This window comes from Tessaracoccus zhenghani (assembly GCF_055326325.1).
Map to the genome: position 1 here is coordinate 172,766 of NZ_JBUZNQ010000002.1, position 26,342 is coordinate 199,107.

Below are 26,342 nucleotides of genomic sequence, written 5' to 3' on the forward strand. Positions count from 1 at the left end.
ACGGGCAATCAGGCGTTCACGTCGGCCCGGGAGATCAGGTCCGACATCTCGCCGCTGTTCGGCGCGGTCAGGTCAGCCATCCGATCCTTGCTGACCCGCGCCACGATGATGTTGCCCAGCTCAGTGGCGACGTCGGAGTACAGGCCCTGGGCCTTCATCCGCTCGCACTGGGCGGCGTTGGCTTCCGTGGGCGAGACGTAGTGCACAGCGTCGGCCTTGAAGCGCTGGATCATGTACAGGTGCACCAGCATCGAGAGGCGCTTCTTGCGGAGGTTGTCGTCGAAGGTGTTCTGGTCGCGCACCGAGATGAAGGTGCGTCCGTGGCGGTCGTTGATGGGGGCGAACACGATGTTGTGCACCTTGTCGTCCGGCCCGCGGTAGACCGCCAGTTCCAGCAGTTCGGGCGCCTCCCGGCTGGGCCGCAGGCTCGCCTGCAGCGGTGCCCCGAGCCCGTTGAACTCAGCCCACTCGGCCAGCCAGTCTTCGAGGACCTTCTTCGGCAGTTCGGTCTGCACCAGGTGCTGGGTCTGGGTGGAGCCCTTGCCCATCGCCTTGGTGGTGGCGGTGCGTGCCGAGCAGGCGGCCAGCGCCGCGTCGAGACGCGGGCCGCCGACATGGGTCTGCGGCGTCCGGTACGGCGACTCCAGCAACCTGATCCGGCGCTGCACCTTGGCGAGGGCCAGCATGCCGTCGTGCATGAGCGCTGAGGCGAACTCCTCGCCGGCCACACCGTCGATCTGGTGCCCGCCGTAGGTGATGAAGTTGAACACGAAGCCCGCAGCCCCCAGCTTCGCCGGGAACTCGCGCATCTCGTCGTCGGTCATCCCCGTGGAGTCCCAGTTGAACGACGGCGACAGGTTGTAGGCGAGCATCTTGTCCGGGAACACCTCGTGCATCGCCCTGGCGAAGTGCTCAGCCTCCTCGATGTCGGCCGAAGCGGTCTCCATCCAGATGAGATCCGCGTACGGCGCGACGCTCAGCGACTTGCGGATGGCGTACTCGATGCCCCCGCGCACCTGGTAGAAGCCTTCCGGGGTGCGGGCGACGTCGGCGTTCCAGTAGAAGTCGATGCCCAGCTCGCGCGCCTTGTCACGCACCATCCAGAAGGAGGCATCCGCCGCGAACTCGCGCCACTCCTCCTCGCTGATCGGCAGGTCGGCGTCGTCGGCGGCCAGCAGTTGGAGCCGGTTCGCCACGGCCTCTCCGATGGTCATCAGGCCGGCTGCGGCCTCCCACAGGCCCACCATGTCGTTGACCAGGCCGTCGTAGGTCTCATCGACGATGGGTTCGGCCGCGCCCACGAGCCGGGTGGCCGCCTGCCCGGCCTTGGCCATGAGGCCGTTGCGCTCCAACCAGGCGTCGGCCGCGGCGTACTCCTCGTCGGTGATCGTGTAGAGCTGGAAGCCCGACAACACCTTCGTGCCCGCCTTGTGCATGGCGCGCATGAGCGCCAGGGTGACGAGCTTGTACGACGGGATGGACGGATTGGTCGCGCCCAGGACGAAGGGGTGGTCGCGCTCGTCACCGTTGTTGTCGAGGAGGGTGGCCGCTTCGGCGTCGGTGCGGGCGACGATGAGGCCCGGCACGCCCATGATGTCGAGCTGGAACCGGGCCGCGTTGAGACGCTTGATCTGCTCGTCGACCCCCACGAGCACCTTGCCGCCCTGATGGCCGCACTTCTTCGTGCCGGGGCGCTGGTCCTCGATGTGGTAGCCCGTCACGCCGACCTCGACGAAGCGGCGGATGAGGTTGCGCACGTGGGCGTCGCCACCGTGGCCGGTGTCGGCATCGGCGATGATGAACGGCCGGTAGTCGACGGGGGCGGGGGCCTCCGCGAGGTCCTCCGGGCGCATGCGGGCCCGCAGGTAGGTCTGGTTGCGGTCAGCGGTCAGCAGCGCGCGCACGATGCCGGCCGCCTCGTCGGGAACCTGCGAGAGGGGGTAGCTGGCCAGGTCCGCGCCCGGGTCCTCGGTGACCGATCCCTTGGCCGAGGTGGCCCAACCGCCCAGGTAGATACCCTCCATGCCCATGCGCTTCATGGTCACGGCCTGGCTGGGGGAGTAGGGGCCGAACGTGGTGATCGACTTCCTCTCCGAGAACAGCTCGCGCAGCCGCGTGTGGAAGGCTGCGGCGTTGTCGCGGGCGATCGGGTACGCCGTGGGGATGGTGCCTCGCTGCTCCGCCACCTGGCGGGCCGAGTAGAGCCGCTTGATTCCGGCGAAGCGGTCGCCGTCCATGTACTGCTGGATGTCGGTGGCGGTCTGATTGATGGTCATGTCAGGTCCCTCGTTGGTTGACGTGATGGGATGGTCGGTGGGCGTCGGAGCTGCGGCCAGATCGAGGTTCCAGGTGATGCGGGTGCCGTCGTCGGCGAACGCGTTGAGGTACCGCTCGATCCGGGCCTCGGCCTCGCGCAGGTCGTGGTTGTTGAGGTTGAGGTTGAGCAGATCGATGTACCAGGGCGCCTTGACCGGGTATGTGACGTAGGCCCGCACGATCTCCCGCGCGATGGGCAGGGTCGTGGTCTTCGACACCTCGTGGACGTCCTTGCCATCCGCGGCGACGAGCTTGTGATACTCCTCGTCGAGGAGCCGTTCGAACAGTTCCGCGGTCATCGGATCCCCGGCCCTGACGCCGGTCTCGTCGTCGGCGGCGGTGAACGTGGCGCTCTTGTGCAGCCACTCCCACAGCACTGAGAGGCGGATCTCGCCCGTGGCCGCGTCCTCCATCAGGTAGAGCACGCTGTCGTCGCCGAAGAAATCCGCAGGCTTGAGCGCCGTGGCCTGGAACCCCTGGCCGAACGCGTTGCCGTACTGGAGCCCCACGCTCAGGAGGTCGCGGGCGCCGCGGACGGTGCGGGGCGCGTCCTCCAGCTGGGTCAGGGCACGGGCGTCCTCGGCGGTGTAGGTCAGCGCCGGGAACTCACGCCCGAGCTGGTTGTCGTCGCCGACGCGCTCCCAGACGGGCCGCATGATGTGCACCATCTTCCAGTGGGCCACCCATTTGCCCGAGGCGCCCTCGCGCTGCTCGCGCTCGCCGCCGCCCACCGCCCTGGTCATGGCCGTGGCCACCCCCTCCTCGCTGCCGACGGGGATGTTGGGCTCCATCCCGCCCTGCCAGAGCGCGAAGTTGCCCGCCGCGTCCGGCGTGTTGACGGCCCGGCGGACGCGGTCCTCGTAGGCCCGCATGTAGGCGTACGTCATGGTGATGGCGTCGATGTTGGGGTTGGTGAACCCGGGGTCCCAGGCCATGGCGTCAGAGACTGAGTTGATGTAGTCCCAGCGGCCGGTGTTGAAGCCGACGAAGTGGAGGCCGAGCGCCGCCCGGATCTCCATGAGCTGGAAGGAGGCCTCCACCTGCTCCACCAGCACGTAGCCGAGGATGGTGCCCCGCGTGAGGCCGAGATGGTCCTCCAGCGCGTCCATCAACCGGCCCCAGTGAGCGGCCTCGGCCGCGGTCTGGATCTTGGGCAGGTACAGCACGATCGAGCGACCCTGCTCGGCCAGCTTGCGGTGGTTGTGCACGACGTAGAGCACCAGGTCGGTGATGCTGGCAGAGAAGCCCCGGCCGTCGTCGTGCGTGAGGTGGCGGTCGTCGAGGTGGAGTCCGCGGCAGCGGAAGATCCGCGTGGTGAACCCCAACTGTTCGCGCCAGTCGCCGATGATCTCCCGGCCGAGGAAGCCGCGGGCCCACTCGTTCATCTCGCCGGCGACCTGCTCGGCCACGTCGAGGAACTGCGGATCGTTGGCGACCATGAGGCGCAGGTTGCGCTGGGCGTCGAGAGACATGAACCCGGTCTGGCCGAGGGCGTCCTCGCCGTCGAACATCCAGCCGTCGGCGCCGGACAGCAGGGCGTAGGCGACGTTGCGCAGCCCGGACGCGACGCTCGCCTGCGGCTTCGTGCTTGGCCCTGTGCCTTGGATCCACTGCCGACGCAGGTCCGCGGGAATCACCGGACCGGTGAAGCGGCCGGCGCGCGCATCGGCGACGGTGATCCCGGTGCCCTCGATGACGGAGTCCTCGGCAAGGAAATCGAGGGGTTGCCGCTCGTTGGCGCGTGTGGTCCGGCGTCGGATGCGGCGGTCCATGAGCTCCGCGCGCTGGGTGTCCAACCCGGCGAGCGCCTCGAGGGCGGCCACGGTTTCCGGGGTGTAGACGTCCGGGTAGGCGGCAAGAGCCGCGGGGTTGATGCGAATGGTGGTCTGCACGGTCGACATTGACAGATGCTCCTTCTTTTCTGAACGGTGTGATGGGGGGGGAGGTCAGGCGTCGAGGAGGTAGCGCCGGTAGGCGTGTTCGGTGACCGACGGGGGCAGGACCTCGCCCAGGGCTCCGAACTCGACGAGGTGGCGGATCGCCGCGAGCCGGCCGTCGTCGCGGGACCCGTCGTCGGTGCTGAGCGCCTCGAGTTCCCGGTCCAGCGCGTCGGCCAGCACGTGCCGGGTGACGGGTCGTCCGTCGTCGCTGGTGACCCCGGTCCGGGACCACTGCCACAGCTGGGCCCGCGCGATCTCTGTGGTGGAGGTCTCCTGCAGCAGGCCGTCGACGGCGATCTCACCGCGGCCGTCGAGCCAGGCGTCGAGGAACCGGACCAGAACGGCCATGTTCGCCGCGATCCCATCGGCCGTGACGGGGCCGGGCTCCTCCAGGGTGAGCAGGTGCTCCGTGGTGACGCCGGGGTCGTCGAGCTTGGCCTCGAGCTGGTGGGGTTGGCTGGCCAGGACGCCGGCGTAGGCCTCGCGGCACGTGCCGATCAGGTCCACCTGCGCGACCCAGGAGCCGTCGAAACCGCGGCGGGCGTCGCTCTCCTTGGCAGCTCGGACCTGCTCCGAGGAATCCACCTCGTCCGTGGTCGTGGCGGTGAGGCCGCCGAGGGCATGGGCCCCGCGTCGGTGCGCCGTGTGGACCAGCAGGTCGAAGAAGGCCTGCAGGTGACCGGCGTCGAAGGTGATGTCCCGGCGGTCCGGCAGCTGGAAGCTGGCATCCCCGCCGAGTTGCTTGATGATGCTGAAGATGTAATCCCAGCGACCCGCTGCGAGGCCCGCCGCGTGCCCGCGCAGTTCGAAGAGGATCTCGTCCATCTCGAAGGCTGCGGTGATGGTCTCGATGAGGACTGTCGCGCGGATGCAGTTGGCCGGCAGCCCCAGTGAGGCCTCGGCGAAGTCGAAGACGTCGTTCCAGAGGCGGGCCTCCTGGTGGGTTTCGAGCTTCGGCAGGTAGAAGTACGGGCCGCGGTCCTGCTCGAGCAGCGGGGCCGCGTTGTGGAAGCAGTGCAGTGCGAAGTCCACGAGGCTGGCGGGGACGGGCTCGGAGTCGACCTTGATGTGGCGCTCGAGGAGGTGCCAGCCCCGCGGGCGCAGGACGACGGTGGGGCCACCCTCGGCCCGGATCCCGGGCAGGCCGCCCGCCACCGTGGCCTTGACGTTGAGGTGGCCGGTGATGATGTTGGCCCAGGTGGGGCTCGTGGAATCCTCGAAGTCGGCGATCCAGACGTCGGCGTCCGAGTTGAGCGCCTCGATGCAGGAGGCTGCGTCGACCGGGCCGCTCAACTCGACGACGCGACGCTCGAGGCCGGGGGCCGGCGCCGGGACCGACCAGTCGTCGTTGCGGATCGCGGTGGTCTCGGGCAGGAAGCCGAGGGTGTCGCGGCGGGTGGTGCGGCGGAAGCGGGCATCCAGCAGAGCAAGGCGGCGCTTGCTGAACTTGCGGTGGAGGGCGCGGATGAATTCCAGCGCCTCGGGGGTGAGAAGGGTTTCGTCTCCGGGGACCGGATCCCCGACCACCGACAGGTGGTATCCCGCGGAGGGCGTCGTTGCCTGGAGACGGTTTGTCTGGGATGGGTTCGTGAACATGTCGATAAGCATCCGTTGCGCCCTGAGGAGGCCACAAGGGTGCCGATTTGCCAAGTATGGAAAACCACAAACGGCACTTCAGCGAAGTCAGTGAAAACTCGCACCGTTGCCGTCGTTGTTGTGAACGCTCACACCGCCTGCGCAATCAGGAGCTGACTAGGTGCTTCCGACACCTTCAAGTGCAAAGAACCGCCAAGCGGGAAGCGACGCCTCAGGTTGACAGTGGGTACGGAGCGAAGCTACTGCGTGACTCGTCGACGCGCAGCGCCAGCCCGACGGGAGGGGTGGCCCGCTGGATGCAGCGGGGCCGGTCGCACGTCCGGCAGCCGGGGCCGATGGGCACCACGTCCGGCTCGATGAGGTCGAGGCCGAGGCTGTAGATGAGCCTGCCCGCCTGCCGCAGTTCGCAGCCGAGCCCGATCACGAAGGTCTTGGCGGGGCTACCGTAGCCGCCCCGACGGTGGGTGACCGTACGGGCGATCCACAGGTAGCGCTGACCGTCGGGCATCTCCGCCACCTGCACCTTGACCTGGCCCGGCGAACTGAACGCCTCGTAGATGTTCCACAGCGGGCAGGTGCCGCCGTCGCGCGAGAAATGGAAACCCGTGGCCGACTGGCGCTTGGAGACGTTTCCGGCCCGGTCGACCCGGATGAAGATCAGGGGGACGCCGCGCATCCCAGGTCGCTGCAGCGTGCTGAGACGGTGCGCGGCGGTCTCGTACCCCACGTCGAAGTGCTCGGCCAGTTCCTCGACGTCGTAGCGGAGCCTCTCCGCACGCCTGAAGAACTCCGTGTACGGCAGCACCAGTGCCGCCGCGAAGTAGTGCGCCAGACCGATCCGCGCGAGGGTCCGGCTCGTTTCGTCGGGCCATTCGACGGTGGCCAGCGCCTCGTCGAGCAGGTGCTCGGCCTCGAGGTAGGCCAGTTGCGTCGCCATCCGGAAGGCCTGTTGCCCTTCGCGCAGATCCGGGGCCAGGACGAGCGTGCGGTGCCGCTCGTCATAGGCGTGCATGTCCTGGGCGAGCCCGCCGCGGTCGATGGTGACCTGCACCCCATGGACCGCCTCCAGGTGGGAGCGGAGTTGGTGCATCAGGTCGCCGCCGCGGTGCCCCACAGCCTTCGCGAGTCGCTCGGCGGTACGGTCGAGCGCGTTGAAGTAGTTGAGGTGCTTGTCGAAGAACTCCAACACCCGCTCGTGCGGCATCAGCGCCAACCGCCCGCCGGCGCGCGCCGTGTCCGATTCCACGAGGGTGACGGCGTCGCGGTACCCCCGGTGGAGACGGACGATGGCCTCGGTGACCTCAGGCATGGTGCGGGCGATCTGCTGCAGGTCGCTCAAGGGGAGGGTGCGCGCCTCGTCGTCGGAGGATTCGCGCAGCGCCTCACGCAGCTGGGCCAACTGGCGGGCGGTGTCACGCGGGGAGAAGTACGACGGATCGATGCCGAAGAGTTCCGTCAGACGGACGAGGACGGTGACGGTCAGCGGCCGGGTGTCGTGCTCGATCTGGTTGAGGTAGCTGGGGGAGATCACCAGCACGCGCGCGAGCTCCACCTGGGACAGCCCGCGCTCCTCGCGCAGTCTCCTCAGGCGTGCACCACCGAACACCTTCTCCATGTCGACACGCTAGCGTCCCGCGTCTCTCGCGTTGGCAGAATTGGCAACCTGTGGCTGGCGCTGCCAACTCACCACCCGGGGCGGGGGATTGCCGTTCGGCTCCCGGCCGCGGCGCTGCGGGAACGGGGAGTAGATTTCGTCCTCGGAGGTGCGGCGTGGATCGCTGGTGGATGGTTCTCTCGATTGCGGCAGGGGTGTTCCTCGTGGCCTTCGGCGGTCTCGTGGTCATGGCTGGACAGGCCGACGACTCACCGGGCCTGGGTGGGCTGGGACTCATCACCGTCGTCATCGGCGCCGTGCTGCTCGTGCGCACGCTGCAGGGACACGTCCGTCGCCGCTGACCGGGTTGAACCGGGCTCAGCCTCCCGTCGTCAGCAGCGCCGCGAAGACCCGGGCCAGCAACTCCCGGGGAAGGGGCTCGTCCAGCGGGAACCACAGCGTCCCCTTGCCGCGTCGGTAGGGCTTCAGTTCCCCCTCCAGGGCGCTGTCCTTCGGCACGGGGTAGACGCCGATGTGATCGCGCCACCCCGAGATGAATCCGTGGGCCCGTTTCGTGCCCGCCGGGCGGTAGCCGATGATGTCGTAGCTGAACACCTCCTGCGCCTCAGGGGCCACCTCGCGGACCAGTGCCCTCAACTCATCCAGATGGGGACGGGCGGCTTGCGGCACCGAGGCCAGGTATTCGTCGACGGTGGCGGGTTTGGCCGGCGGGGGTTCGGCGTGGTGCTGGAATGAGCGTTGCACCAACTCGCGCAGGACCTCCGCGTCGACATCGGCGAGCTTGTTGAGGTACAGGCAACTGACGCCGGTACGGTGCTTGCCCAGGCGGTCGAGCAGGTCGCCGTGCCGCTCGAAACCCTCGGGGATGTAGACCGTGATGGCGGATCGCCGCGGGCTGAAGGACAGCAGCCCCATCTCGCCCTCGCGCCCGGACGCGAGCCGGTAGGAGGTGCTGCCGAAGCCGATGATGGTGGGTCCCCACATCACCGGTTCCTCCCCGGAGACCTCCCGCATCATGACGATGAGCTCCTCCGCCTCCCCGCGACGACGCGCGTCCAAGCCGTCGAGGAAGTCCGGCACCGGAGTGGCGGTGGGTCGGGTCTTGTTCTCCATACGCACACGCTAAGCCACGTTCGCCGAGGAGAATTGTGATTGGCACACGCGGCGTGTGTCACACGTGCACGAGGAGCAGCGATGAACCGGGTAACGCACTTCGAGATCCACGCGGGAGACGTCCAGCGGGCTGTCGACTTCTACCGCAGCGTCTTCGGCTGGGCCATCGAGGACTGGTCCGAGTTTGCAGGGATGCCCTACATGGGCGTCGTCACCAGGGAGGAGGGCACCCCGGGCATCAACGGCGCGATCATGAAGAGGATGGGTGACAACCCGGCCCCGGGCAGCCCTGTCGCCGGCTCCGTGATCACCGTCGAGGTGGACGACTTCGACGCGGCCGGCGACCGGATCGTCAGCGCGGGTGGCACGGTCGCCATGCCGAAGTACGCGCTGCCGGGAATGGCCTGGCAGGGCTACTTCGTGGACACGGAGGGCAACGTCTTCGGCGTCCACCAGCCCGACGAAACCGCAGGCCTCGACGCCGGGCAGGCCCGGGCGGAGGGCGCGTCCTGACCCGTTCCGGCGGGCCGTGAGGTGGCTATGCAGAGAAGTGCCAGGAATCAAAATCCTCGAATTTGACGCCTGACTCGCAGTTTGGGCCCGAATGAGGCTAAGCTGGAGACCTGCTCGGCAGTAGGTGTTGTACAGCCATTAGGCAATGGTCGTCAGGCCACGCGGTTCCCTCTGAGAAGTGTGACGAGCAGACACCAGTTGTGGTCGAAAGTCGGCCACACAAAGCCAGAAGGGCTTAAGTCATGGCTACAGGTACGGTCAAGTGGTTCAACGGTGAGAAGGGCTTCGGGTTCATTGCACCCGACGACAAGTCGGAAGATGTATTCGTGCACTTCTCGGCCATCAAGTCCACGGGCTACCGGTCGGTAGAAGAAGGAGAGAAGGTCGAGTACGACGTCGAGCAGGGTCCCAAGGGTCTCCAGGCCTCGAACGTCACCGTCCTTCGCTGACGCTTAGAGCTCAAAGGGCCGTTGCCTCCAGAAATGGAGGCAGCGGCCCTTTGTTATTCCATCCGTCTCCCCACCGGAAGGTTGCGACACCGCCTCAAAGTCCCTTGACCCACGTGGGTCTAGGGTTGATCCAGGATCCGACGCAAAGGAGCGTGCCGTGACAGATCCTCTCCTGGTCTCAATCGACGATGGCCTGGCCCATCTCACCCTCAACCGCCCTGAGCGGCTCAACGCCTTCAACGCTGATCTCGCCCGCGCCTGGGAGAAGGCGACGGTCGACATAACCTCACGCAGCGACGTCGGGGCCATCCTGATCGACGGGGCCGGTCCCGGCTTCTGCGCGGGCGGGGACGTCATCGACATGGCCACGACCATGGGCTCGCCGTCGGATCTGGAGGAGTTGGCGCACACCATCAACCGGGGGATCAGGGCCCTGACCGAGTCGAGCATCCCTGTGGTGGCTGCGGTCCACGGCGTGACGGCCGGAGGCGGACTGGGCGTGCTGCTCAGCTCCGACTACGTGGTGGCCGCCGCCGGAGCCCGGATTGGAAGCCGCTACGCGAACATCGGCCTCACCCCTGACCTTTCCGTCACCGCGCAGTTGTCCCGCGCCGTCGGCACCCGTCGCGCGCTGCAACTCGTGTTGTCAGACCGCATGCTCACCGCCGAAGAAGCGCAGTGCTGGGGCCTGGTTGCAGAAGTGGTGCGGGGCGAGGGATACGCCACCCGCGCCCACGCCGTCGCCCGGAGCTGGCTGGACGGCGCGGCCAGTGCCTACGGCGAGGCGAAGCGCCTCATCCGGTCATCGTGCTCGCGGTCCTTCGCGGATCAACTGGACGAGGAGGCCCGCACCATAGCGGCCAGCTTCGGTACGGACGAGGCGCGGGACCGGATCAACGCGTTCCTGCAGGCCAAGACGGAGCGGGCGACGCGCGGTTCGTGACCGGCCCGCTGTTCGGACGGTTCAGCTCTTGAGACGGCTGACCGCTTCGTCGAGGAGGTCCTGGGGAGCGAGCCACATCGACGGGTAGTTGCCGTACCACCGCTGTACCCCGTCGCCGTCGATGAGCACGAAGCCGTGGCCGGGCAGGCCCGGGTGCATGCCCTTGTCGAGGACGTCGTAGGCCTTCGACACCTTCCCGTCATCCAGGAGGAACGGCGTTGTGACACCGAACTGGTCCATGTCGGCCTGGATCTGCTCAGCCGTGTTCATCACGATGGGCAGCACCCTGATGCCGGCCTCGGCGAAGCCCGCGTGCTTCTCGATCTCCGCCATCTGCATCGTGCAGGACGCGCAGCCTGCCCCCTCGTTGAAGTACAGGATCACGGGGCTGGGGCGCAGTTCGCTGAGCGTGACGCTCTCGCCCGCCGTCGTGGCGAGGGTGAAGTCCGGCGCCCGGTGCTCCGTGTCGCCGGATTCCGGGACGGCGGTCCACAGGCCGTAGCCGGTGACGGCGAGGATGACGACGGTGGTCAGCGCGCCGAGCGCCCTGATCCAGACGAGCCTGGGGTCCTTCATCGGAGCTCCTTCGAAGACGTGGCCGGTTCGGCCGGGCAGCAGTCATGGGCCGCCGCGACGGTGTCGCGGCGCCGGGTGCGGTCGCGCAGAGTGGCGACCACGAAGAGGGACACGAGCGCGAGCAGGCCCAGTCCGAGGATCGCCTCCGGAACGGGCGCGGTGACTGCAACGAGCCACGCGAAGCTGTCGCTCAGCCAGGCGCCGAACCCGAGCAGGGGCGCATCGCCCCCGGTCATGTCGTCCGCGCCGGCCTGCCCGATGACCAGGACGCCCATGATGACGAAACCGGTCGCCACGAGCAGATTCACCGTGTTCGTGGAGTAGCTGAGCCGACCCAGCGACAGCTTCACCGGCCGCGCCCTGAGGCGACGCATGCCCTCCGGTCGCTTGTCCCAGAGCAACGCCATGACGAAGAGGGGGATGACCATGCCGAACACGTAGGCGGCGCCCAGCAGGAGCCCCCCGGCAGCCGAGCCGGAGAGGGCCGACAGCGTCATGACGCCGGCGAGAACCGGGGCACAACAACTCGAGGCGATTCCGGAGAAGACGCCGAGACTGAAGAAGGTGCCGGTGTCGCCGCGTGCGGTGTCCGGCGCCCGCAGGAACGAGGGCATCGACCACATGGCACCCGACAGGGCCAGCGCGCCCAGCCCGATCATCAGGAGGCCGCCCGCCCAGTAGAGCACCACGTGGTATTTCGCGATGGCGCCGGCGATGATGCTGACGCCCATCGTGATGGGCACCAACACGGCGGCCAGTCCGGCCGCGAACACGAACGTGAGGGGGAGTAGACGCCACCGTCGGTTCTTCGCCGCGGCGGCGAGGTAACTGGGGGCGAGGAAGACGATGCAGCAGGGAGCGAACAGAGCCACACCCCCGGCGAGGAATGCTGCCAGGATGCCCCCTGCACCCAGGAGATCGGCGCCCATCAGCGGGCCTCCAGTTCGGTGACGAGGCGCGCCAGTTTGCCGCGCGGGATCCGCCCGTCGTGGAACCGCCGTCCCTCTACCAGCGTGAGCGGGAACATGGCGGGCCTGTGCGCGGCGATGAGCGCGGCACCTTCGTCGGAATCGGCGGCCACCGTCCTGAGGCGCAAGAGGCCCACATCCTGCAGGTCCCGGAGCCGCGCGTGGGCGTCGTCGCAGAAGTGGCAGGCGGGGGCCGTGACCAGGATCACCTCGGCCGGTTCGGTGCCGGCTCGCGGCGCTGCGGTCAGTGCTGTCTCTCTCACCCCTCCAGAGTCGCCTCACGAGGTCAGGAATCGGCTCAGGAGAGGTCAAGGTCCGATCAAGGAAACTGGTGGGTGCGCTCAATTACATGGCGGGAGGATCATGACCCGGATAATGGCCGCATGACGAACCCGGGAACCCCGCAGATCCTGATCGTGGACGACGAACGTGCGCTCGCCGGCATCGTCGCGTCCTACCTCGACCGTGCCGGCTTCGCGACGTTTCTCGCCCACACCGGGCCGGAGGCGGTGTCGAGGGCGCGGGCGCTGGACCCGGACGTCATCATCCTCGACCTCGGGCTGCCCGGGCTGGACGGCATCGAGGTGTGCCGCGAGGTACGTACCTTCTCTGACTGCTACATCCTGATGCTCACGGCCCGCACCGACGAGGTGGACAAGTTGATCGGTCTTTCGGTAGGTGCCGACGACTACGTCACCAAGCCGTTCAGCCCCCGCGAAGTGGTGGCCAGGGTCAACGCAGTGCTCCGCAGACCGCGCCGTGCCCCGGTGCCGACGGCGGAAGCATCCGAGACCCGGACCTTCGGTGCGCTCCGAATCGACAGTGACGGCCGGGAGGCGTCGGTGGCGGGTGAGGAGGTGCCCCTGACCCGCACAGAATTCGACATCCTCGATGCCCTTTCGGCGCGACCCCACCTGGCCATGAGTCGCCGGCAGATCATCGATGAGGTGTGGGGCCCCTCGTGGGTGGGTGATGAGCATGTGGTCGACGTCCACGTGGCGAACCTGCGCAAGAAGCTCGCTGATCCACCGGGCGAGCCCCGATACCTCCTCACCATCCGCGGCGTCGGCTACCGGATGGGGCAGGGATGAGCAGGGCCGCGGTGCTCGGACGTCTGCGGTGGGGAACCCGTGCTTTCCTCACCCAGGCGATGGTGGTCACAGCGGGGCTCCTCGCCGCGGCACTCGTGGCCGCGGTCGTCGGGCCGCCCCTCTTCCACGGACACCTCCTCCAACTCGGACACACCGAGGGGGTCCCCGAGATGAGGCACGTCGAGCAGGCGTTCATGGAAGCCGGGCTGGCGTCCCTGGGAGCAGGGTTCCTGGTTGCGCTGGGCGTGGCGACCGGTCTGGCCTGGCTGGAGACCCGCAGGCTGCGGCGGCCCCTCGACGAACTCACCGCGGCCAGCGAACGCCTGGAGGTGGGGGATTACCAGGCCCGGGTCCCCATCGGCGGCACCAGCCGCGAGTTCGACGCCGTGGCTGAGGCCTTCAACGCGATGGCCGGACGCCTGGATTCCGTCGAGGCCAGCCGTCGACGGCTCCTCTCCGATGTCGCCCACGAACTCCGGACGCCGCTGGCGACGCTGACGGCCGAGTTGGAGGCGCTCAGCGACGGCGTGGTCCCGTGGGACGGCGCGAGCCAGGACCTCCTCGCGCTGCAGGCGTCGCGCCTGCGGCAGATCGCAGCCGATCTCGACGATGTGTCCCGTGCCGAGGAGGGCCGCTTCACCCTCGAAACGCAGCCCCAGGCGGTCCGGGACCTGGTGGCCGCCGCCGTCGTTTCACTGGCGCACAGGTTCGAGGAGAAGGGAGTCGCCTTGGTCGCTGACGACACCACCGCCGTCGTCCTGGCCGATGCGCAGAGGGTGGGACAGATCCTCGCCAACCTGCTGGGCAACGCACTGCGACACACCGCAGCCGGCGGGCACGTCACCATCTCGACGGCCGTGCTCCCCGGCAATGTCCAGATCCGGGTCACCGACACCGGAGACGGGCTCACGCCCGACCAGTTGGCCAAGGTGTTCGACCGTTTCTACCGGACGGACACGGCCCGGGGCCGCGATGCGGCTGGTTCCGGCATCGGGCTCACCATCGCCCGGAGCCTCGCGCTTGCCCACGGCGGGTCGCTGACCGCGACCAGCCCCGGGCCGGGACAGGGGTGCACATTCACGCTCACCCTGGCGGCCGCCGGCGGGAATTGACTGCGGCCACCTGACCGACGCACCGACGGGTGGCAGACTGGCGCTCATGTGGCACGCGGCAGTCATCACCGAACTGCGCGACTTCCTGCGCGCCTCCCTGGCGGAGCCGGTCACGGCCCACGTCGTGGAAGAACCCCAGGTGCTGCGGCGCCGCCGCGTCGTCGCGGGGCTCGGCTACGCGGTCGGCACCATCGCGCTGGCGGCGACCCTGCGCATTGAGGCCGGCGACGAGCTCTTCTACCCGGCGGCGCTCGGGCTCGCGGCGATCTGGGGCGTCGGGGCGTTGTTGGCGGGGCCGCTGCGCCTGGGTTCGGCCCGCACCCGCGCCGGCGGCGTGACCACCCCCGTCATCCAACCCTTCGCGCTCGGGGCACTGCTCGTGGTCCTCTTCCTCGCCGGCGCAGCGGTCGTCGCGGGCATCCCCCTACTGCGGGAGCCCGTGGACGACCTGCTCGACCACGCCCGCTACGGGTCGCTGCCCATCGTGCTCGCCCTCACGCTGCTCAACGGGGTCGTGGAGGAGTTGTACTTCCGCGGCGCCCTCTTCTCGGCCTTCGCCCCGCGCCATGCCGTCGCGGGCACAACCGTGCTCTACACCCTGACCACCATCGGCTCCGGCGTGCCGTTGCTCGTGCTGGCAGCCGCCGTGCTGGGGTTCGTGACCGCGCTGCAGCGCCGCGTCACCGGCGGCGTGCTCGCGCCCATCATCACGCACATCACCTGGTCCACCGGCATGCTCCTGCTGCTCCCCACCGTCCTACAGATCTCGAGGTAACCGACATGACCACCGAAGCGTCCCCACCCGCAGACCGCACCGCGCTCGTGACCGGCGCCACCGGCTACATCGGCGGCCTCCTCACCCAACGCCTCCTCGACGAGGGGTGGCGGGTGCGCGTGCTCACCCGCCACAAGGAAGGCATCGAACAGCGGGGCTGGGGACAACGCGTGGAGGTCATCGAAGGTGACGCGGACTCCGCCGACGACCTCGCCACCGCGTTCGAGGGAGTGCAGACGGCCTACTACCTCATCCACTCGATGGGTCAGGCCGATGACTTCGCGGCGCGCGACCGGGCCCTGGCCCAGACGTTCGGCGACGCGGCGGCCCGGGCGGGCGTGCGCCGCATCGTCTACCTCAGCGGTCTCCACCCCGACGGTGAACTGTCACCGCACCTCGCGTCCCGCGTGGAGGTGGGCGACATCCTCCTGGCGTCCGGAGTGCCCACGGCCGTCATCCAGGCCGCCGTCGTCGTCGGCAACGGGTCGGTGTCCTTCGACATGCTCCGCTATCTCGCGGAACGCCTCCCGGTGATGGTGGCTCCGAAGTGGCTGAACAACCGCATCCAGCCGATCGCCATCGACGACGTCCTCCACTACCTCGTGGGCGCCGCCGACCTGCCCGATGACGTGAACCGCACCTTCGACGTCGGCGGCCCCGAGGTACTCACCTACGCCGACATGCTGCAGCGGTTCTCGGCGGTGACGGGCCTCCGGCACCGACTCATCGTGACGCTGCCGGTCCTGACCCCGCACCTCGCCAGCCTCTGGATCGGACTGGTGACCCCCCTCGATGTGGGGGTGGCCAAGCCCCTGATCGGCAGTCTCGTCCATGAGGTCTTCTGCCGGGAGAACGACATCGACAGCTACGTGCCCGCACCCGACGGCGGCCTCACCGACTTCGACGACGCCGTGCGCGCCGCCATGGTGGAGGCCCCGGCGGACCACACCCTGCGGAACGTCGCGGCGGTGGCCGCAGCCCTCGCAGTCCTCGTGGCCGCAGCGTTCCTCGGGCTGCGTCGGCGGGCCTGAACCGGAAAGCACCCGGCCGGTGTAGCCCCCGCATAGGGTGGACACGAGAACTCAGGAGGTTCACCATGCCCGACGTCACCGTCCTAGCCCAGCAACTGGCCGACGCCCACGAATCCGGCCGCACCCTTGTCCTGCCCACGGTGTGGGACACCTGGAGCGCCCGCGTCGCCGTCGACGCCGGTTTCGAGGCGCTGACCGTCGGAAGCCACCCCGTCTCCTACGCGATCGGGAGCGCCGACGGTGAGCAGATGTCCTTCGCCGAGTACCTGGCCGTGGTCAAGCGCATCGTCGACAAGGTCGACGTGCCCGTCAGCGCCGATGTGGAATCCGGCTACGGGCTGGATCCCGCGGAGCTCATCACGCGGCTCCTCGAGGTGGGCGCGGTGGGGGCCAACATCGAGGACGTGGTGCATTCGGAGGGCAAGCGCCTCCGGGACCGCCAGGAACACGCCGACTACATCGCCGCTGCCCGCGCGGCCGCGGACGAGGCCGGGGTCGCCTTCGTCATCAACGGTCGCACCGATGCCGCGAAGCTGGGTGACCGCTTCGAGGATCCCATCGAGGAGGCCGTCGAGCGCGTCAGGCTGCTCGAACAGGCCGGCGCGCGGGCCGTGTATCCCGTCGGGCTGACCACCGCAGACCAGGTCACCCGCCTGGTCCGGGCCGTCCGGGTGCCGGTCAACGTGACCGCCCATCCGGTGAAGGGGCACGGCGCGGGCGACCTCGCGGCGCTCACGCGGCTCGGCGTCCGACGCGTCACCTTCGGGCCGTTGTGGCAGCTGTCGTTGGCCGAGCAGTCGGCGGCCACGCTGGCCAACTGGCGCGCCTGACGCATGCGACTCTGGTCCCTCACCCCCTCGCTGCTCGACAGGCAGGGCCTCACCGCCGCGTGGCGGGAGGCGCTCCTCGCGCAGAAGGTGCTGGCCGGCGGCACTAAGGGCTACGTGCACCATCCACAACTCGTGCGGTTCCGGTCCACCGCCGAACCGTTGTCGGCGATGGCGGCCTTTCTCGACGGCATCGCCGACGCCGCCACTGAGCGCGGCTACACCTTTGACCGCACGCGGATCCTCGACGTGCCCCGCACGGCTGACGTGATCGACGTCACCGACGGCCAGGTGGCGTTCGAATGGGAGCACCTACTGGCGAAGCTCGCGGCCCGCAGCCCCGAGGTGCACCGCAGCCTCACTGGCGTGCAGCCGACGGTGCATAGGCTCTTCCGGGTGGTGCATGGGGGAGTCGAAGCATGGGAGCGGGCCGCAGGCTCGCCAGCTTCACGTTGACGCCCGGCGACGACTGGATCATGGGCGGGCTGTCCGGCTCCGGCAGCCCCACCCAGCGCAGTGGCGCGGTGAGCTCGCCGTCGACGGATGCGTGGTGCAGCGGCCACGGCTGGTGCTCCACGGGCGTCTGCCACATGATGCCGCGGCGGTGGAACGCGGTGAACCGCCCCGTGAGGGTGTCCACCAGCGGGGTGCGCTCCTTCTCCGTCAGCGGTGCTCCCACCTCGACGGTGGCGGTGAACCAGTCCTTGACCCGCGGGCCGAGGAGCCCCGGGGCGCCGAAGCGGTAGTCGATCCGGGGCCACGCCGTCCGTACCTCCGAGTTCGAGACCCAGTAGGGCAGGCCGATCGTCCGCAGCGCCAACGCGAACGAGGAACGTGCCACCAGCATCCCCAGGAACCAGATGCCTTCGCTGCCGTCGGGCGCCGTCACGTAGGCGCGGACGTTGAGTTCGGCGAAGGCCTTCCAGCCGGGGACCACCGGCATGCCCGGGCCGCGCACGTTGGCCATCCGGAACGGGATGACGCCTATCCAGGTGATGCCGCCCCACTGCTGGACGCGCAGGCCCTGGGGCAGGAGCCGCTGCACCAGATCCGGCGGATAGGCCCAGTGCAGGAACGTCGTGTCCTGCCAGTCCTGGAGGTTCACGGGGGCGTGGAGGGGCTTGTCCGGCAGGCGGCCACTCATGGCTGCGTTCCTTCGCGGTACCGGTGGGCGGCGTCCTGAGATGTCCCGTCGAGGAACTCGCGCAGCGCGAGCTCCTCCTCGTCGGTCAAGCCGGCGCGTCGGGGCTCGGTGCGGATGTCCTCATAAGCGAGGGCGGCCGCGAGCGTCTCGCGGAGGGGCCGTGTGCGCAGGCCGTGGCCACGGGCCTTCTGGCTGTCGAGTGTCGCCGCGTAGCGCCAGGCCGGGTCGTCCACCCAGAGGGGGAGTGATCGGGGCCCGGCCCACGGCGCGATGCCGGCTTCGACGAGGGTGGCGTCGTCCACCACCCGCGGGACCGCGGGGCTGCCAGAGATGTCGCGGGACAGTTCGTACACCTCCGCCAGCGTCGTGCTCACCCCTGCGGCGTTGAAAGTGCCGTTCACCGGGTGGGCGGTGCAGTGCACGATCCAGTCCGCCAGGTCGCGCACGTCCATGAGTGCTGTCGGGAAAGTGGGATCCGGCACGAGCACGTCAGGGCCGGTGGGATGGGCGAAGCGCCACGGGTAGTAGCCGGAGCGGCCGGACCAGTCACCCTCGCCGCCGATCAGGCCGGCCCTGATGATGGTGTGGTTGGGGGAGCGCCGTCGGTAGGCCTCCTCGCAGGCGACCTTCGCCGGCCCGTACTCCGTCATCTCCGTCATCCTGTCCGCCTCGAGGGGCGCGTGGACCTCCGCAGCCTCGTCCTGCTCAGGCGAATCGAACCGCGTGTAGACACTGCCCGTCGAAACGAACACCCACCTGCGCGCGTCCAGGTCGCGGGCGGCCCGGCGGGCGTGGCCCGGATGGCTCGACAGGTCAATCGCGGCGTCCCAACCCGCGGAGGAAACGACCGACAGCGCGTCGTCGTCGTTCCGATCCGCACGCACCAGTTCGGCCCCGCGAGGCACCGGTCCGTTGCCGCGGGCCAGGCAGGTCACGTCGCAGCCCTTCAGTAGCGCTTCCGCCACGACGGCGCGGCCGAGGAATCCGGTGCCTCCCAGGATCAGTAACTTCATCTTGCGGCGTCACCCACCCTCAGGAGACGACGGCGAAGCCCGCGGTCCACGGCAACTTCTCGGCGGCAGCGAGGGTGATCTGGAGGAAGCCCATCGACTCGAGTTCGCGGGCGCGCTTCAGGCTGCCCGCGTCGATCGCGTTGAGCCCACCGGATCTCACCACCTCTGCGAGCTTGGCCTTGGCATCGGCATCGTCGCCGGCGATCAGCACCGTGGTGGTGAGGTCGCCCACCTTTCCCTTGGCCAAGGTGGCGGCGAAGGTGGTGTTGAACGCCTTGAGCACCCGCGATTCCGGCAGCTTGCGGGCGATCTCCGCCGCCGCGGAGCCGTCCGCCGGCACGGTGAGGGAATCGAAGGTCTCGAAGTCCACCGGGTTGGTGATGTCGACGACGATCTTGCCGGCGAAACTGGCGCCCCGCTGGGTGAGGACCTGGTCGACCGCGGGGTAGGGGACGGCGAGCACCACGATGTCGCCGGTGGCCTCGGAGGTGTCGTCGCTGCCGATGGACTGGACGTTGTTCCCGCCCCGTTTCGCCATGCTCGCGAGAGCCTGTCCCATGCTGCCGGTGCCGATGATGGAGATGCTGGTCATGAGCGTTCCTTCCGGAGGGCGTCGACGCCGGCCGGCGGGGCCGGCGATGCGCTCAAACTAACACCGATCCAGGCCCGGCAGAAGGGTTTGACTAGCTCCGTCCCGGGGTGCACGGCACGCCCGGGGAAGGTGCTCATGACTCACGCGAAGCGGACGAAGGCCTTGATCGGGTGCGCCATTTCCGCGATCTCAGTGAGGCCGAGCGACTCGTAGAAGTTCCGTTGCCCCGGCTCGTCGTCGGTGATGAGCACCTGCCGGCGCACGTCGCTGAACGGTTCCAGGACGCGCTCGAACAGGTGCCGGCCGATGCCCCTGCGCTGGTGCGCGGGATCGACGAGGATGTCCTGCAGGTAGACGATGGTCAGGCCGTCGCCGACGACGCGAGCAAGGCCGACGAGGTGGCCGTCCTCGCGGGCGCACACGACCCGCAGCGAGCGGCTCACCGCGTCGTACAGGCGTTCGGGATCTGTGGTGTACACACTCCAGCCGACGCTGTCGTAGAGCGTCACGAGCTCCTCCCTGGTGGGGAGGTCGTGCTCGGTCAACTCGATCGCCGTCATGAATCAAGCGTAGTCAGCACCCGGGCCAGTCTTCGTGGCCGACTGCGGAACTGGACACCACGGAGCAACCGCCTAGAATTCCGCGCATGAGCAACCTGGACGGAATCTGGAACCGCGCACTCGACGGCGGGGGAGAGGGGGACGGCGACATCGCGCTCGCCGCAGCCCTGGTCTTCCACGGCCTGGTGATGAACGGGGGCGCCCTCCACGCCGTGGAGACGATCGACCCCGAGGAACTCTCTGAAGCCAAGGAGGGCTACCGCTGGCTGGGGCTGGACCAGGTGGCTGAACTCATCAAGCGCATCGAGGCCGAGTCCGCCGAGGTCGTCGGCGACGTGGAAGCCCTCGAGGACCTGGAACAGAGCGCGGACGACGACTACTACGCCCTCATCCCCGACGACGCCGCGCTCCAGGAGGCGCTCGAGGCGAAGTACGCGGAGGAACCCGACGCCTTCGACGAGGCCTGAACCGCGCGCCTTTGAGCCGATTTGGCATACCTCCGCCAAGTGGTTAACCTTTCAACTAGCAATGAACTTCGAAAGGTTTTCCATGCGCATCGGCTACATCGTCGGCTCTCTCTCGTCGACCTCCATCAACCGCTCCCTCGCCAAGGCGATCGGCACCGTGCTGCCGACCGGTGTCGAATACGTCGAGGTCAACATCGCGGACCTGCCGTTGTACAACCGTGACGCGGATGTCGACTACCCCCAGGTCGCCCTCGACTTCAAGGCCGCCGTCGCCGACGTCGACGCTGTGATCTTCGTCACCCCCGAGTACTCCCGCACCGTGCCGGCCGCGCTGAAGAACGCCCTTGAATGGGGCGGCCGTCCCTGGGGCACCTCGGTGTGGGGCGGCAAGCCCGCCGCCGTCATCGGCACCTCGCCCGGCGGCGCCGGTACCGCCATGGCTCAGCAGCACCTGCGCAACGTGCTCGCCCACCTCGACATGCAGGTCATGGGCCAGCCCGAGGCGTTCGTCCAGTTCCGCGACGGCGACCTGCGCGAGGACGGCACCATCCAGTCGGAGAACCTCCGCGCGATCATCGAGGGCTTTGCCGGGGCCTTCATCACCTTCAGCGGCGCTGAGGAGCTGCTCGCAGCCTGAGGCTCAGCCGAGCCTCAGCTCGACAACCAGAACACCCGGTGTGCGTTGGCGCGCCGGGTGTTCCGTCGTCGGGGGCACCCGTCGCCCCATCTGGCGTGGACGGTAGATTCTCACCGTTGCAGTGCCCTGCAACAATTGGCAACCCGGAGGGCCGCCGGGGTGAGAAGCGTAATTTGGCGCACATCACCCAGCGCCACGGACTGGAGAATCAATGACGACCGACGTGATGGAACGGCCCTCCACGGCCGAGAGGCTCCGCCTCTGGGTGACCCGGGAGACCACCGGCGGAGCGCTGCTCCTCGCCGCGGCGATGGTGGCGCTCATCTGGGCCAACACCCCGTGGGCCGATGCCTATCACGCGTTGTCGCAGTACCGCGTCGGCCCCGAAGCCTGGCACCTCGACCTGCCCCTCGCGGCCTGGGCCTCTGACGGGCTGCTCGCCCTCTTCTTCTTCCTCGTCGGCGTCGAACTCAAGCACGACCTCGTGGTGGGCTCTCTCCGCAACCTCAAGGAAGCGGCCGTCCCCGTCCTCGCGGCGGTGGGCGGCATGGCGATGCCCGCCATCATCTTCTTGCTGGTCATCCTCCTGACCGGGGACTCCAGCGCCGCGCACGGTTGGGCCATCCCCACCGCCACCGACATCGCCTTCGCGCTCGCGGTGCTGGCCGTCTTCGGACGGGGCCTGCCGCGCGCGCTGCGCATGTTCCTGATGACGTTGGCGGTGGTGGACGACCTGCTGGCCATCATCGTGATCGCCGTGTTCTACACCAGCGACCTCAACATCCTGATGCTGCTGGGCACCGCCGCCACCGCCGTCGCCTTCTGGTTCGTGGTGCGCACCCGGCGCTGGCCGCGCTGGGTGCTGGTGCTGCTGGGCCTGGCCGCCTGGTGGTTCATGCACTCCTCCGGCGTGCACGCCACCATCGCCGGGGTCATCCTCGGCTTCTGCGTGCCGGCCCGCCCCATCCACGGCGAGGAGGAGGCGCGCACGCACACGATCAACAACGCGCTCCAGCCGTACTCCGCCGGCCTCGTACTGCCGATCTTCGCCTTCTTCGCGGCCGGCGTGACGTTCATCACAGGCGAGGGCATCGGCGACATCCTCCTGCAGCCGGTGGTGCTGGCCATCGTCGCGGGCCTGTTCATCGGCAAGATCACCGGCGTCCTGCTCACCACCACCCTGGTGACGAAGCTGACCCCGCTGCGCCTCCCGGACGCCATCGGGCTGAGGGACCTCCTGCCCATCGGCCTGGTCTGCGGCATGGGCTTCACGGTGTCGCTGCTGATCGCGGATCTCTCGTTCGCCGACGGCACCCACACCGCCGGCGCCAAGATCGGCGTGCTGCTGGGCACCGCGGTCTCGGCCATCGCGGGCGCCATCGCGCTGTCGCGGGACGCCCGGATGGCGCGCCGGGCGGACATGAACCTCGACGGTGTCCCGGACGTCGACACCGAGCCCATCAAGGGCGACGAGCGACGCGACCTGTCCTGGCACCTAGACGTGATCGGATTCATGGACGGCGAGGACATCCCGGATCCCGACATGGACCACATGGCCGCGCTCGACGGGGTGGAACTCGACGTCGAAACCGAGTTCAAGGAGTCCCTGGACGAGGAGCGCGACAGCCGCTACGGCCCGAGCTCCGAAGACTGACTCCCGGGCGGCAGCGAATCATCCGATCGGATGACCCCGCGTCGATCCTCCTGGCTGATCCGCCGGGGCTCCGGCCGCGGAATGATGGAGACATGGCACTGATCCATGTCTCCGAATTGACCAAGAGTTACGGCCCTCACCGCGTAATGAACGGCATCAACCTCAGCGTGGACGAGGGTGAGATCCTGGGCATCCTCGGCCCCAACGGCGCCGGCAAGACCACCACCGTCGAATGCATCGGCGGCCTCCGCAGCCGCGACGGCGGGTCCATCTCAGTCGACGGCATGGACCCCGCGGACGACCCCCGGGGATTCCGCAGCCTCGTCGGCATGCAACTCCAGCAGTGCCAGTTGCCGCCCAAGATCAGGGCGCGCGAGGCCCTCGACCTCTTCGGCTCGTTCTACGCGGACCCGGTGCCCTCTGACGAACTCCTGCGCCGCTTCGGCCTCGCAGACCACGCCAACAAGCGCTTCGAGCAGCTCTCCGGCGGCCAGCAGCAGCGGCTCTCGGTGGCGCTGGCCCTCATCGGCCGCCCCCGCATCGCGATCCTCGACGAACTGACCACCGGTCTCGACCCGTCGGCCCGCCGGGAGATCTGGCGCTATCTCACCGCCCTGCGCGACACCGGCGTGACCATCATCCTGGTCACGCACTCCATGGAGGAGGCCAGCTACCTCTGCGACCGCGTACTCGTGATCGACGACGGCGTGGTCGTCGCCGACGCCCCTCCGTCGGTGCTCGCCGAGGGCCACCGCTCCCTCGAAGAGGCCTACCTCGAACTGACCTGGAAGGAACCAGCCGCATGAACGCCACCGTCGCCCTGTTCCGCAACGAGGTGCGCATGTTCGCCCGCACCCCCGGTGTCGTCGTCTGGATGGCCCTGCCCATCCTGGCGGCCATCGTGATCGCCGCCATTCCCGCCGCCCGTCAGCCGAACGAGGCCTTCGGCGGGTTGAGCGTCAGCCAGGCCTACACGCCCACCCTGACCATGTTCGTGATCTCCATGACCGGCCTCGTCCTGCTCCCGCAGGTGCTGGGCGACTACCGCGAGCTCGGCTTCCTGCGCAGGCTGCGCACGACGCCCGCCACAGTGGGGAACCTGCTCAAGGCGTTCCTCGCCGTGATGGTGGTGCTCAGCCTGGGCGCCGCCCTGATCATCGCCGTGACGCCGCTGTTCTTCGGGGTCGGCGGCGCCGTCCAACCGGTGCGCTACGCGCTGGCGGTGGTCCTGTCGACGGCGGCGTTCCTCGCTCTCGGCACGGTGCTCTGCGCGCTGATCCCCAGCCCCAAGGCGGCCAGCGGCATCGGCACCGCCGTCGCCGCCACCCAGTGGTTCGCCGCCGGCATGTGGTTCCCCCGCGCCCTGTTCCCGGACTGGCTGACCACCGTCTCGAACCTGATGCCTGGCGGTGCCGCCACGCAGTTGATGACCGACGCCATGTTCGGCGTCTCGACAAGCCCCGCCACCGGCTGGGTCGCCTCCCCGGCGACCAGCGTGATCGTCTGCCTGGTGTGGGCCGTGATCGGCATCGCGGTGGCGCTGAAGACTTTCCGCTGGGAGTGACGCAGACGAGAGGAGGGGGTGGTGGAGGATAGAGGCATGCTCAAGCGCGACTGGCCGGTGGCCCCGCTGATCCTGCTCGGCTTCTCGCTGGCCGGGGCGCTCGTGCTGGTCAACCTCGCGCCGGGGCTCTTCCGGCCGGAGACGGTGCCCTGGTTCGTGGCGCTGACGCTGGTGGCCGCCGCCGCCCGCTGGCTGCTGGCGAGCCAGACGCCACGCTCCGCGCGGTCCCGGTTCGCCTTCTGGGGCAACGCCGCAGTCGTGGTGCCGCTGGTGCTGCTCAACCCGCTGTTCGGCCTGTACGCCTTCTACGGCTACGAGGATTCCCAGCGCCATCTCCGCGGCAGGGAGGCGACCGCCGGGGTGGTGGCCACGGCCGTCGTCTGCGCCGTCTCCCAGACGGGCGGGCCGCCGTCGGCGCTGTTCACCCCCTTGTTCCTGGCCCTGTTCCTGACGGTGAACCTCACCATCGCCGTCACGATGGGGTGCGCCGACAAGGCCCGCCGGCAGCGCGCCGACGAACTGCAGCGCACCAACGACGAGCTGGTGCGGTCGCAGGAGGCCAACGCCGCACTGCAGGCCGAACTGGTGCACCAGGCCCGCGACACCGGCGTGGCGCAGGAGCGTGCTCGGTTGGCCCGAGAGATCCACGACACCGTCGCCCAGGACCTGGTGGCGATCATCGCGCAGCTCGCGGCGTTCTCCAGCACCGACGACGGGGGCGAGCGGGAACGGAGGCTCGAACTGGTCGACGAGACGGCACGCAAGGCCTTGGCCGAGGCTCGCCGCGCTGTGCGGGCGCTGTCGTCGCCGCGCCTCGACGAGGCCGATCTGCCCTCCGCCCTGGGCGACCTCCTGATGGCCTGGCGCCAGGCCGAGGGCGGCGAGGCCAGGCTGATCGTCGACGGTGACGCCCGCCCCAGCGCCAATGACCCGGCGCTGCTGCGCATCACGCAGGAGGCGCTCTCCAACGCCCGGAAGCATGCCCACGCCGGCAACGTGCAGATCGAGCTGGGCTACGAGGACGACCACGTGCGGGTCACCATCGCCGACGACGGCGCCGGCTTCGAGCCCTCGTCGACGCGCTCCGGCGTCGGGTTGCCGGGCATGCGGGGCCGGGCCACGGAGGCCGACGGTGAGCTCACCGTCGATTCGGCGCCCGGGCGGGGCACCATCGTGACGGCGACCCTCCCTGGGAGGTGGCGATGATCCGCGTCGTGATCGCCGATGACCATCCCATCGTCCGCGACGGCATCGTGGCGATCCTCGAGCACGCGGCCGACATCGAGGTGGTCGGCCAGGCCGGTGGCGGTCACGAAGCGGTGGCGCTGGTGGCGCAGCTCGATCCCGACGTCGTGCTGATGGACCTCAGGATGCCCGCCGGCGACGGCGTCCCCGCGATCACCGCCCTGCGCGCCAGGCACCCCAGCCGGCCGCGCATCCTCGTGCTGACCACCTACGACACGGACCAGGACATCCGGCATGCGTTGGAGGCCGGCGCCGACGGGTACCTCCTCAAGGACACCCCGCGCGACGACCTCGTCGACGCCGTGCGCCAGCTAGCTGCCGGCCGTCCGGTGCTGACGCCGCGTGCCCTGAGCGTGCTCAGCGGCAGGGGCGGCGGGACGTCGTTGACGGAGCGCGAACTGGAGGTTTTGCGGGAGGTCGCGGCAGGGGGCACGAACAGGGAGGCGGCCGCCCGGCTGTTCATCAGTGAGGCGACGTTGAAGACCCACCTCTCGCGGGTGTTCGGCAAACTCGGGGTGGGGGACCGCGCCGCGGCGGTGCGGGTCGCCTTCGACCGCGGCCTCCTGTAGCCATTGCCCACGGCGAACAACGCTCAGCGGAG

28 protein-coding genes are annotated in these 26,342 nt (G+C 69.1%); 17 read left to right on the plus strand and 11 right to left on the minus strand.

All coding sequences use genetic code 11. From position 1 onward, the window contains the following. Positions 1-8: 8 nt before the first annotated feature. The 3 genes from ACZK4S_RS04580 to ACZK4S_RS04590 form a co-directional block, all read right to left on the minus strand. Positions 9-4,217, minus strand: a complete 4,209-nt coding sequence (locus tag ACZK4S_RS04580) for an isocitrate lyase/phosphoenolpyruvate mutase family protein (protein WP_463643506.1) — start codon at positions 4,215-4,217, stop codon at positions 9-11. 45 nt (positions 4,218-4,262) lie between these two features. Beyond that, on the minus strand, positions 4,263-5,852 hold the full coding sequence (locus ACZK4S_RS04585; protein WP_463643507.1) for a malate synthase: 1,590 nt from the start codon (positions 5,850-5,852) through the stop codon (positions 4,263-4,265). Between the two features lie 211 nt (positions 5,853-6,063). Next, a complete protein-coding gene (locus ACZK4S_RS04590; protein WP_463643508.1) occupies positions 6,064-7,467 on the minus strand; it encodes a short-chain fatty acyl-CoA regulator family protein in 1,404 nt (467 codons plus the stop codon). A 170-nt stretch (positions 7,468-7,637) separates the two neighbouring features. Here ACZK4S_RS04590 and ACZK4S_RS04595 point away from each other — a divergent pair, with 170 nt between their 5' ends. Then, positions 7,638-7,808 (plus strand): hypothetical protein, encoded by a 171-nt coding sequence (locus ACZK4S_RS04595; RefSeq protein WP_198928198.1) that lies wholly within the window; start codon positions 7,638-7,640, stop codon positions 7,806-7,808. A gap of 16 nt (positions 7,809-7,824) precedes the next feature. Here the strand turns inward: ACZK4S_RS04595 and ACZK4S_RS04600 are convergent, their stop codons facing one another. Next, positions 7,825-8,580 (minus strand): DUF1801 domain-containing protein, encoded by a 756-nt coding sequence (locus ACZK4S_RS04600; RefSeq protein ID WP_076059818.1) that lies wholly within the window; start codon positions 8,578-8,580, stop codon positions 7,825-7,827. An 81-nt stretch (positions 8,581-8,661) separates the two neighbouring features. On the opposite strand from ACZK4S_RS04600, the gene ACZK4S_RS04605 reads away from it, so the two are divergent. The 3 genes from ACZK4S_RS04605 to ACZK4S_RS04615 all read left to right on the plus strand — a co-directional run bounded on the left by ACZK4S_RS04605 (position 8,662) and on the right by ACZK4S_RS04615 (position 10,485). Then, a complete protein-coding gene (locus ACZK4S_RS04605) occupies positions 8,662-9,093 on the plus strand; it encodes a VOC family protein (protein ID WP_076059816.1) in 432 nt (143 codons plus the stop codon). A gap of 242 nt (positions 9,094-9,335) precedes the next feature. Further along, entirely contained in the window at positions 9,336-9,542 is a 207-nt protein-coding gene (locus tag ACZK4S_RS04610; protein ID WP_076059814.1) for a cold-shock protein, read from the plus strand. 157 nt (positions 9,543-9,699) lie between these two features. Continuing rightward, complete coding sequence (locus ACZK4S_RS04615; RefSeq protein ID WP_076059811.1) at positions 9,700-10,485, plus strand: enoyl-CoA hydratase/isomerase family protein; 786 nt, start codon at positions 9,700-9,702, stop codon at positions 10,483-10,485. Positions 10,486-10,506: 21 nt separating this feature from the next. Here ACZK4S_RS04615 and ACZK4S_RS04620 read toward each other — a convergent pair whose 3' ends face one another. The 3 genes from ACZK4S_RS04620 to ACZK4S_RS04630 are packed head-to-tail and all read right to left on the minus strand — an operon-like array spanning position 10,507 to position 12,292. Next, positions 10,507-11,061: a peroxiredoxin family protein gene (locus ACZK4S_RS04620; protein WP_076059809.1), complete on the minus strand. Its 555-nt coding sequence runs from the start codon at positions 11,059-11,061 to the stop codon at positions 10,507-10,509. Beyond that, complete coding sequence (locus ACZK4S_RS04625) at positions 11,058-11,990, minus strand: cytochrome c biogenesis CcdA family protein (RefSeq protein WP_076059807.1); 933 nt, start codon at positions 11,988-11,990, stop codon at positions 11,058-11,060. Before ACZK4S_RS04625 ends, ACZK4S_RS04620 begins: the two co-directional genes overlap by 4 nt. Then, on the minus strand, positions 11,990-12,292 hold the full coding sequence (locus tag ACZK4S_RS04630; RefSeq protein ID WP_463643509.1) for a thioredoxin domain-containing protein: 303 nt from the start codon (positions 12,290-12,292) through the stop codon (positions 11,990-11,992). Before ACZK4S_RS04630 ends, ACZK4S_RS04625 begins: the two co-directional genes overlap by 1 nt. Positions 12,293-12,412: 120 nt before the next feature. Between ACZK4S_RS04630 and ACZK4S_RS04635 the strand changes: the two genes are divergently transcribed. The 6 genes from ACZK4S_RS04635 to ACZK4S_RS04660 all read left to right on the plus strand — a co-directional run bounded on the left by ACZK4S_RS04635 (position 12,413) and on the right by ACZK4S_RS04660 (position 17,321). Beyond that, positions 12,413-13,120, plus strand: coding sequence for a response regulator (locus ACZK4S_RS04635; RefSeq protein WP_463643510.1), 708 nt, complete (start codon positions 12,413-12,415; stop codon positions 13,118-13,120). Beyond that, on the plus strand, positions 13,117-14,232 hold the full coding sequence (locus ACZK4S_RS04640) for a sensor histidine kinase (protein WP_463643511.1): 1,116 nt from the start codon (positions 13,117-13,119) through the stop codon (positions 14,230-14,232). Before ACZK4S_RS04635 ends, ACZK4S_RS04640 begins: the two co-directional genes overlap by 4 nt. 46 nt (positions 14,233-14,278) lie before the next feature. Next, entirely contained in the window at positions 14,279-15,007 is a 729-nt protein-coding gene (locus ACZK4S_RS04645; RefSeq protein WP_076059801.1) for a CPBP family intramembrane glutamic endopeptidase, read from the plus strand. Positions 15,008-15,012: 5 nt separating this feature from the next. Then, positions 15,013-16,038: an NmrA family NAD(P)-binding protein gene (locus tag ACZK4S_RS04650; protein WP_463643512.1), complete on the plus strand. Its 1,026-nt coding sequence runs from the start codon at positions 15,013-15,015 to the stop codon at positions 16,036-16,038. Positions 16,039-16,103: 65 nt separating this feature from the next. Next, on the plus strand, positions 16,104-16,868 hold the full coding sequence (locus ACZK4S_RS04655; protein WP_463643513.1) for an isocitrate lyase/PEP mutase family protein: 765 nt from the start codon (positions 16,104-16,106) through the stop codon (positions 16,866-16,868). A gap of 3 nt (positions 16,869-16,871) precedes the next feature. Further along, a complete protein-coding gene (locus ACZK4S_RS04660; protein ID WP_076059793.1) occupies positions 16,872-17,321 on the plus strand; it encodes a pyrimidine dimer DNA glycosylase/endonuclease V in 450 nt (149 codons plus the stop codon). Here the strand turns inward: ACZK4S_RS04660 and ACZK4S_RS04665 are convergent. From ACZK4S_RS04665 to ACZK4S_RS04680, 4 genes are all read right to left on the minus strand, one after another. Then, complete coding sequence (locus ACZK4S_RS04665; protein WP_463643514.1) at positions 17,224-18,009, minus strand: YqjF family protein; 786 nt, start codon at positions 18,007-18,009, stop codon at positions 17,224-17,226. The genes ACZK4S_RS04660 and ACZK4S_RS04665 overlap by 98 nt on opposite strands. Then, positions 18,006-19,022: an NAD-dependent epimerase/dehydratase family protein gene (locus tag ACZK4S_RS04670; protein ID WP_463643515.1), complete on the minus strand. Its 1,017-nt coding sequence runs from the start codon at positions 19,020-19,022 to the stop codon at positions 18,006-18,008. The genes ACZK4S_RS04665 and ACZK4S_RS04670 overlap by 4 nt, the downstream gene beginning before the upstream one ends. Before the next feature lie 19 nt (positions 19,023-19,041). Beyond that, positions 19,042-19,614, minus strand: a complete 573-nt coding sequence (locus ACZK4S_RS04675) for an NADPH-dependent F420 reductase (protein ID WP_463643516.1) — start codon at positions 19,612-19,614, stop codon at positions 19,042-19,044. A gap of 140 nt (positions 19,615-19,754) precedes the next feature. After that, on the minus strand, positions 19,755-20,174 hold the full coding sequence (locus ACZK4S_RS04680) for a GNAT family N-acetyltransferase (RefSeq protein ID WP_459397156.1): 420 nt from the start codon (positions 20,172-20,174) through the stop codon (positions 19,755-19,757). An 86-nt stretch (positions 20,175-20,260) separates the two neighbouring features. On the opposite strand from ACZK4S_RS04680, the gene ACZK4S_RS04685 reads away from it, so the two are divergent. The 7 genes from ACZK4S_RS04685 (at position 20,261) to ACZK4S_RS04715 (ending at position 26,310) form a co-directional block, all read left to right on the plus strand. Next, entirely contained in the window at positions 20,261-20,641 is a 381-nt protein-coding gene (locus ACZK4S_RS04685) for a DMP19 family protein (RefSeq protein ID WP_463643517.1), read from the plus strand. A gap of 82 nt (positions 20,642-20,723) precedes the next feature. Then, a complete protein-coding gene (locus ACZK4S_RS04690; RefSeq protein WP_463643518.1) occupies positions 20,724-21,278 on the plus strand; it encodes an NADPH-dependent FMN reductase in 555 nt (184 codons plus the stop codon). Between the two features lie 211 nt (positions 21,279-21,489). Next, positions 21,490-22,932: a Na+/H+ antiporter NhaA gene (gene nhaA / locus ACZK4S_RS04695; protein WP_463643519.1), complete on the plus strand. Its 1,443-nt coding sequence runs from the start codon at positions 21,490-21,492 to the stop codon at positions 22,930-22,932. Positions 22,933-23,024: 92 nt separating this feature from the next. After that, positions 23,025-23,738: an ABC transporter ATP-binding protein gene (locus ACZK4S_RS04700; RefSeq protein ID WP_463643520.1), complete on the plus strand. Its 714-nt coding sequence runs from the start codon at positions 23,025-23,027 to the stop codon at positions 23,736-23,738. Further along, a complete protein-coding gene (locus ACZK4S_RS04705) occupies positions 23,735-24,496 on the plus strand; it encodes an ABC transporter permease (RefSeq protein ID WP_459397161.1) in 762 nt (253 codons plus the stop codon). Before ACZK4S_RS04700 ends, ACZK4S_RS04705 begins: the two co-directional genes overlap by 4 nt. Positions 24,497-24,532: 36 nt before the next feature. Further along, positions 24,533-25,702 (plus strand): sensor histidine kinase, encoded by a 1,170-nt coding sequence (locus ACZK4S_RS04710; protein WP_459397162.1) that lies wholly within the window; start codon positions 24,533-24,535, stop codon positions 25,700-25,702. Next, a complete protein-coding gene (locus tag ACZK4S_RS04715; protein WP_463643521.1) occupies positions 25,699-26,310 on the plus strand; it encodes a response regulator in 612 nt (203 codons plus the stop codon). Before ACZK4S_RS04710 ends, ACZK4S_RS04715 begins: the two co-directional genes overlap by 4 nt. Positions 26,311-26,342 lie beyond the last annotated feature (32 nt).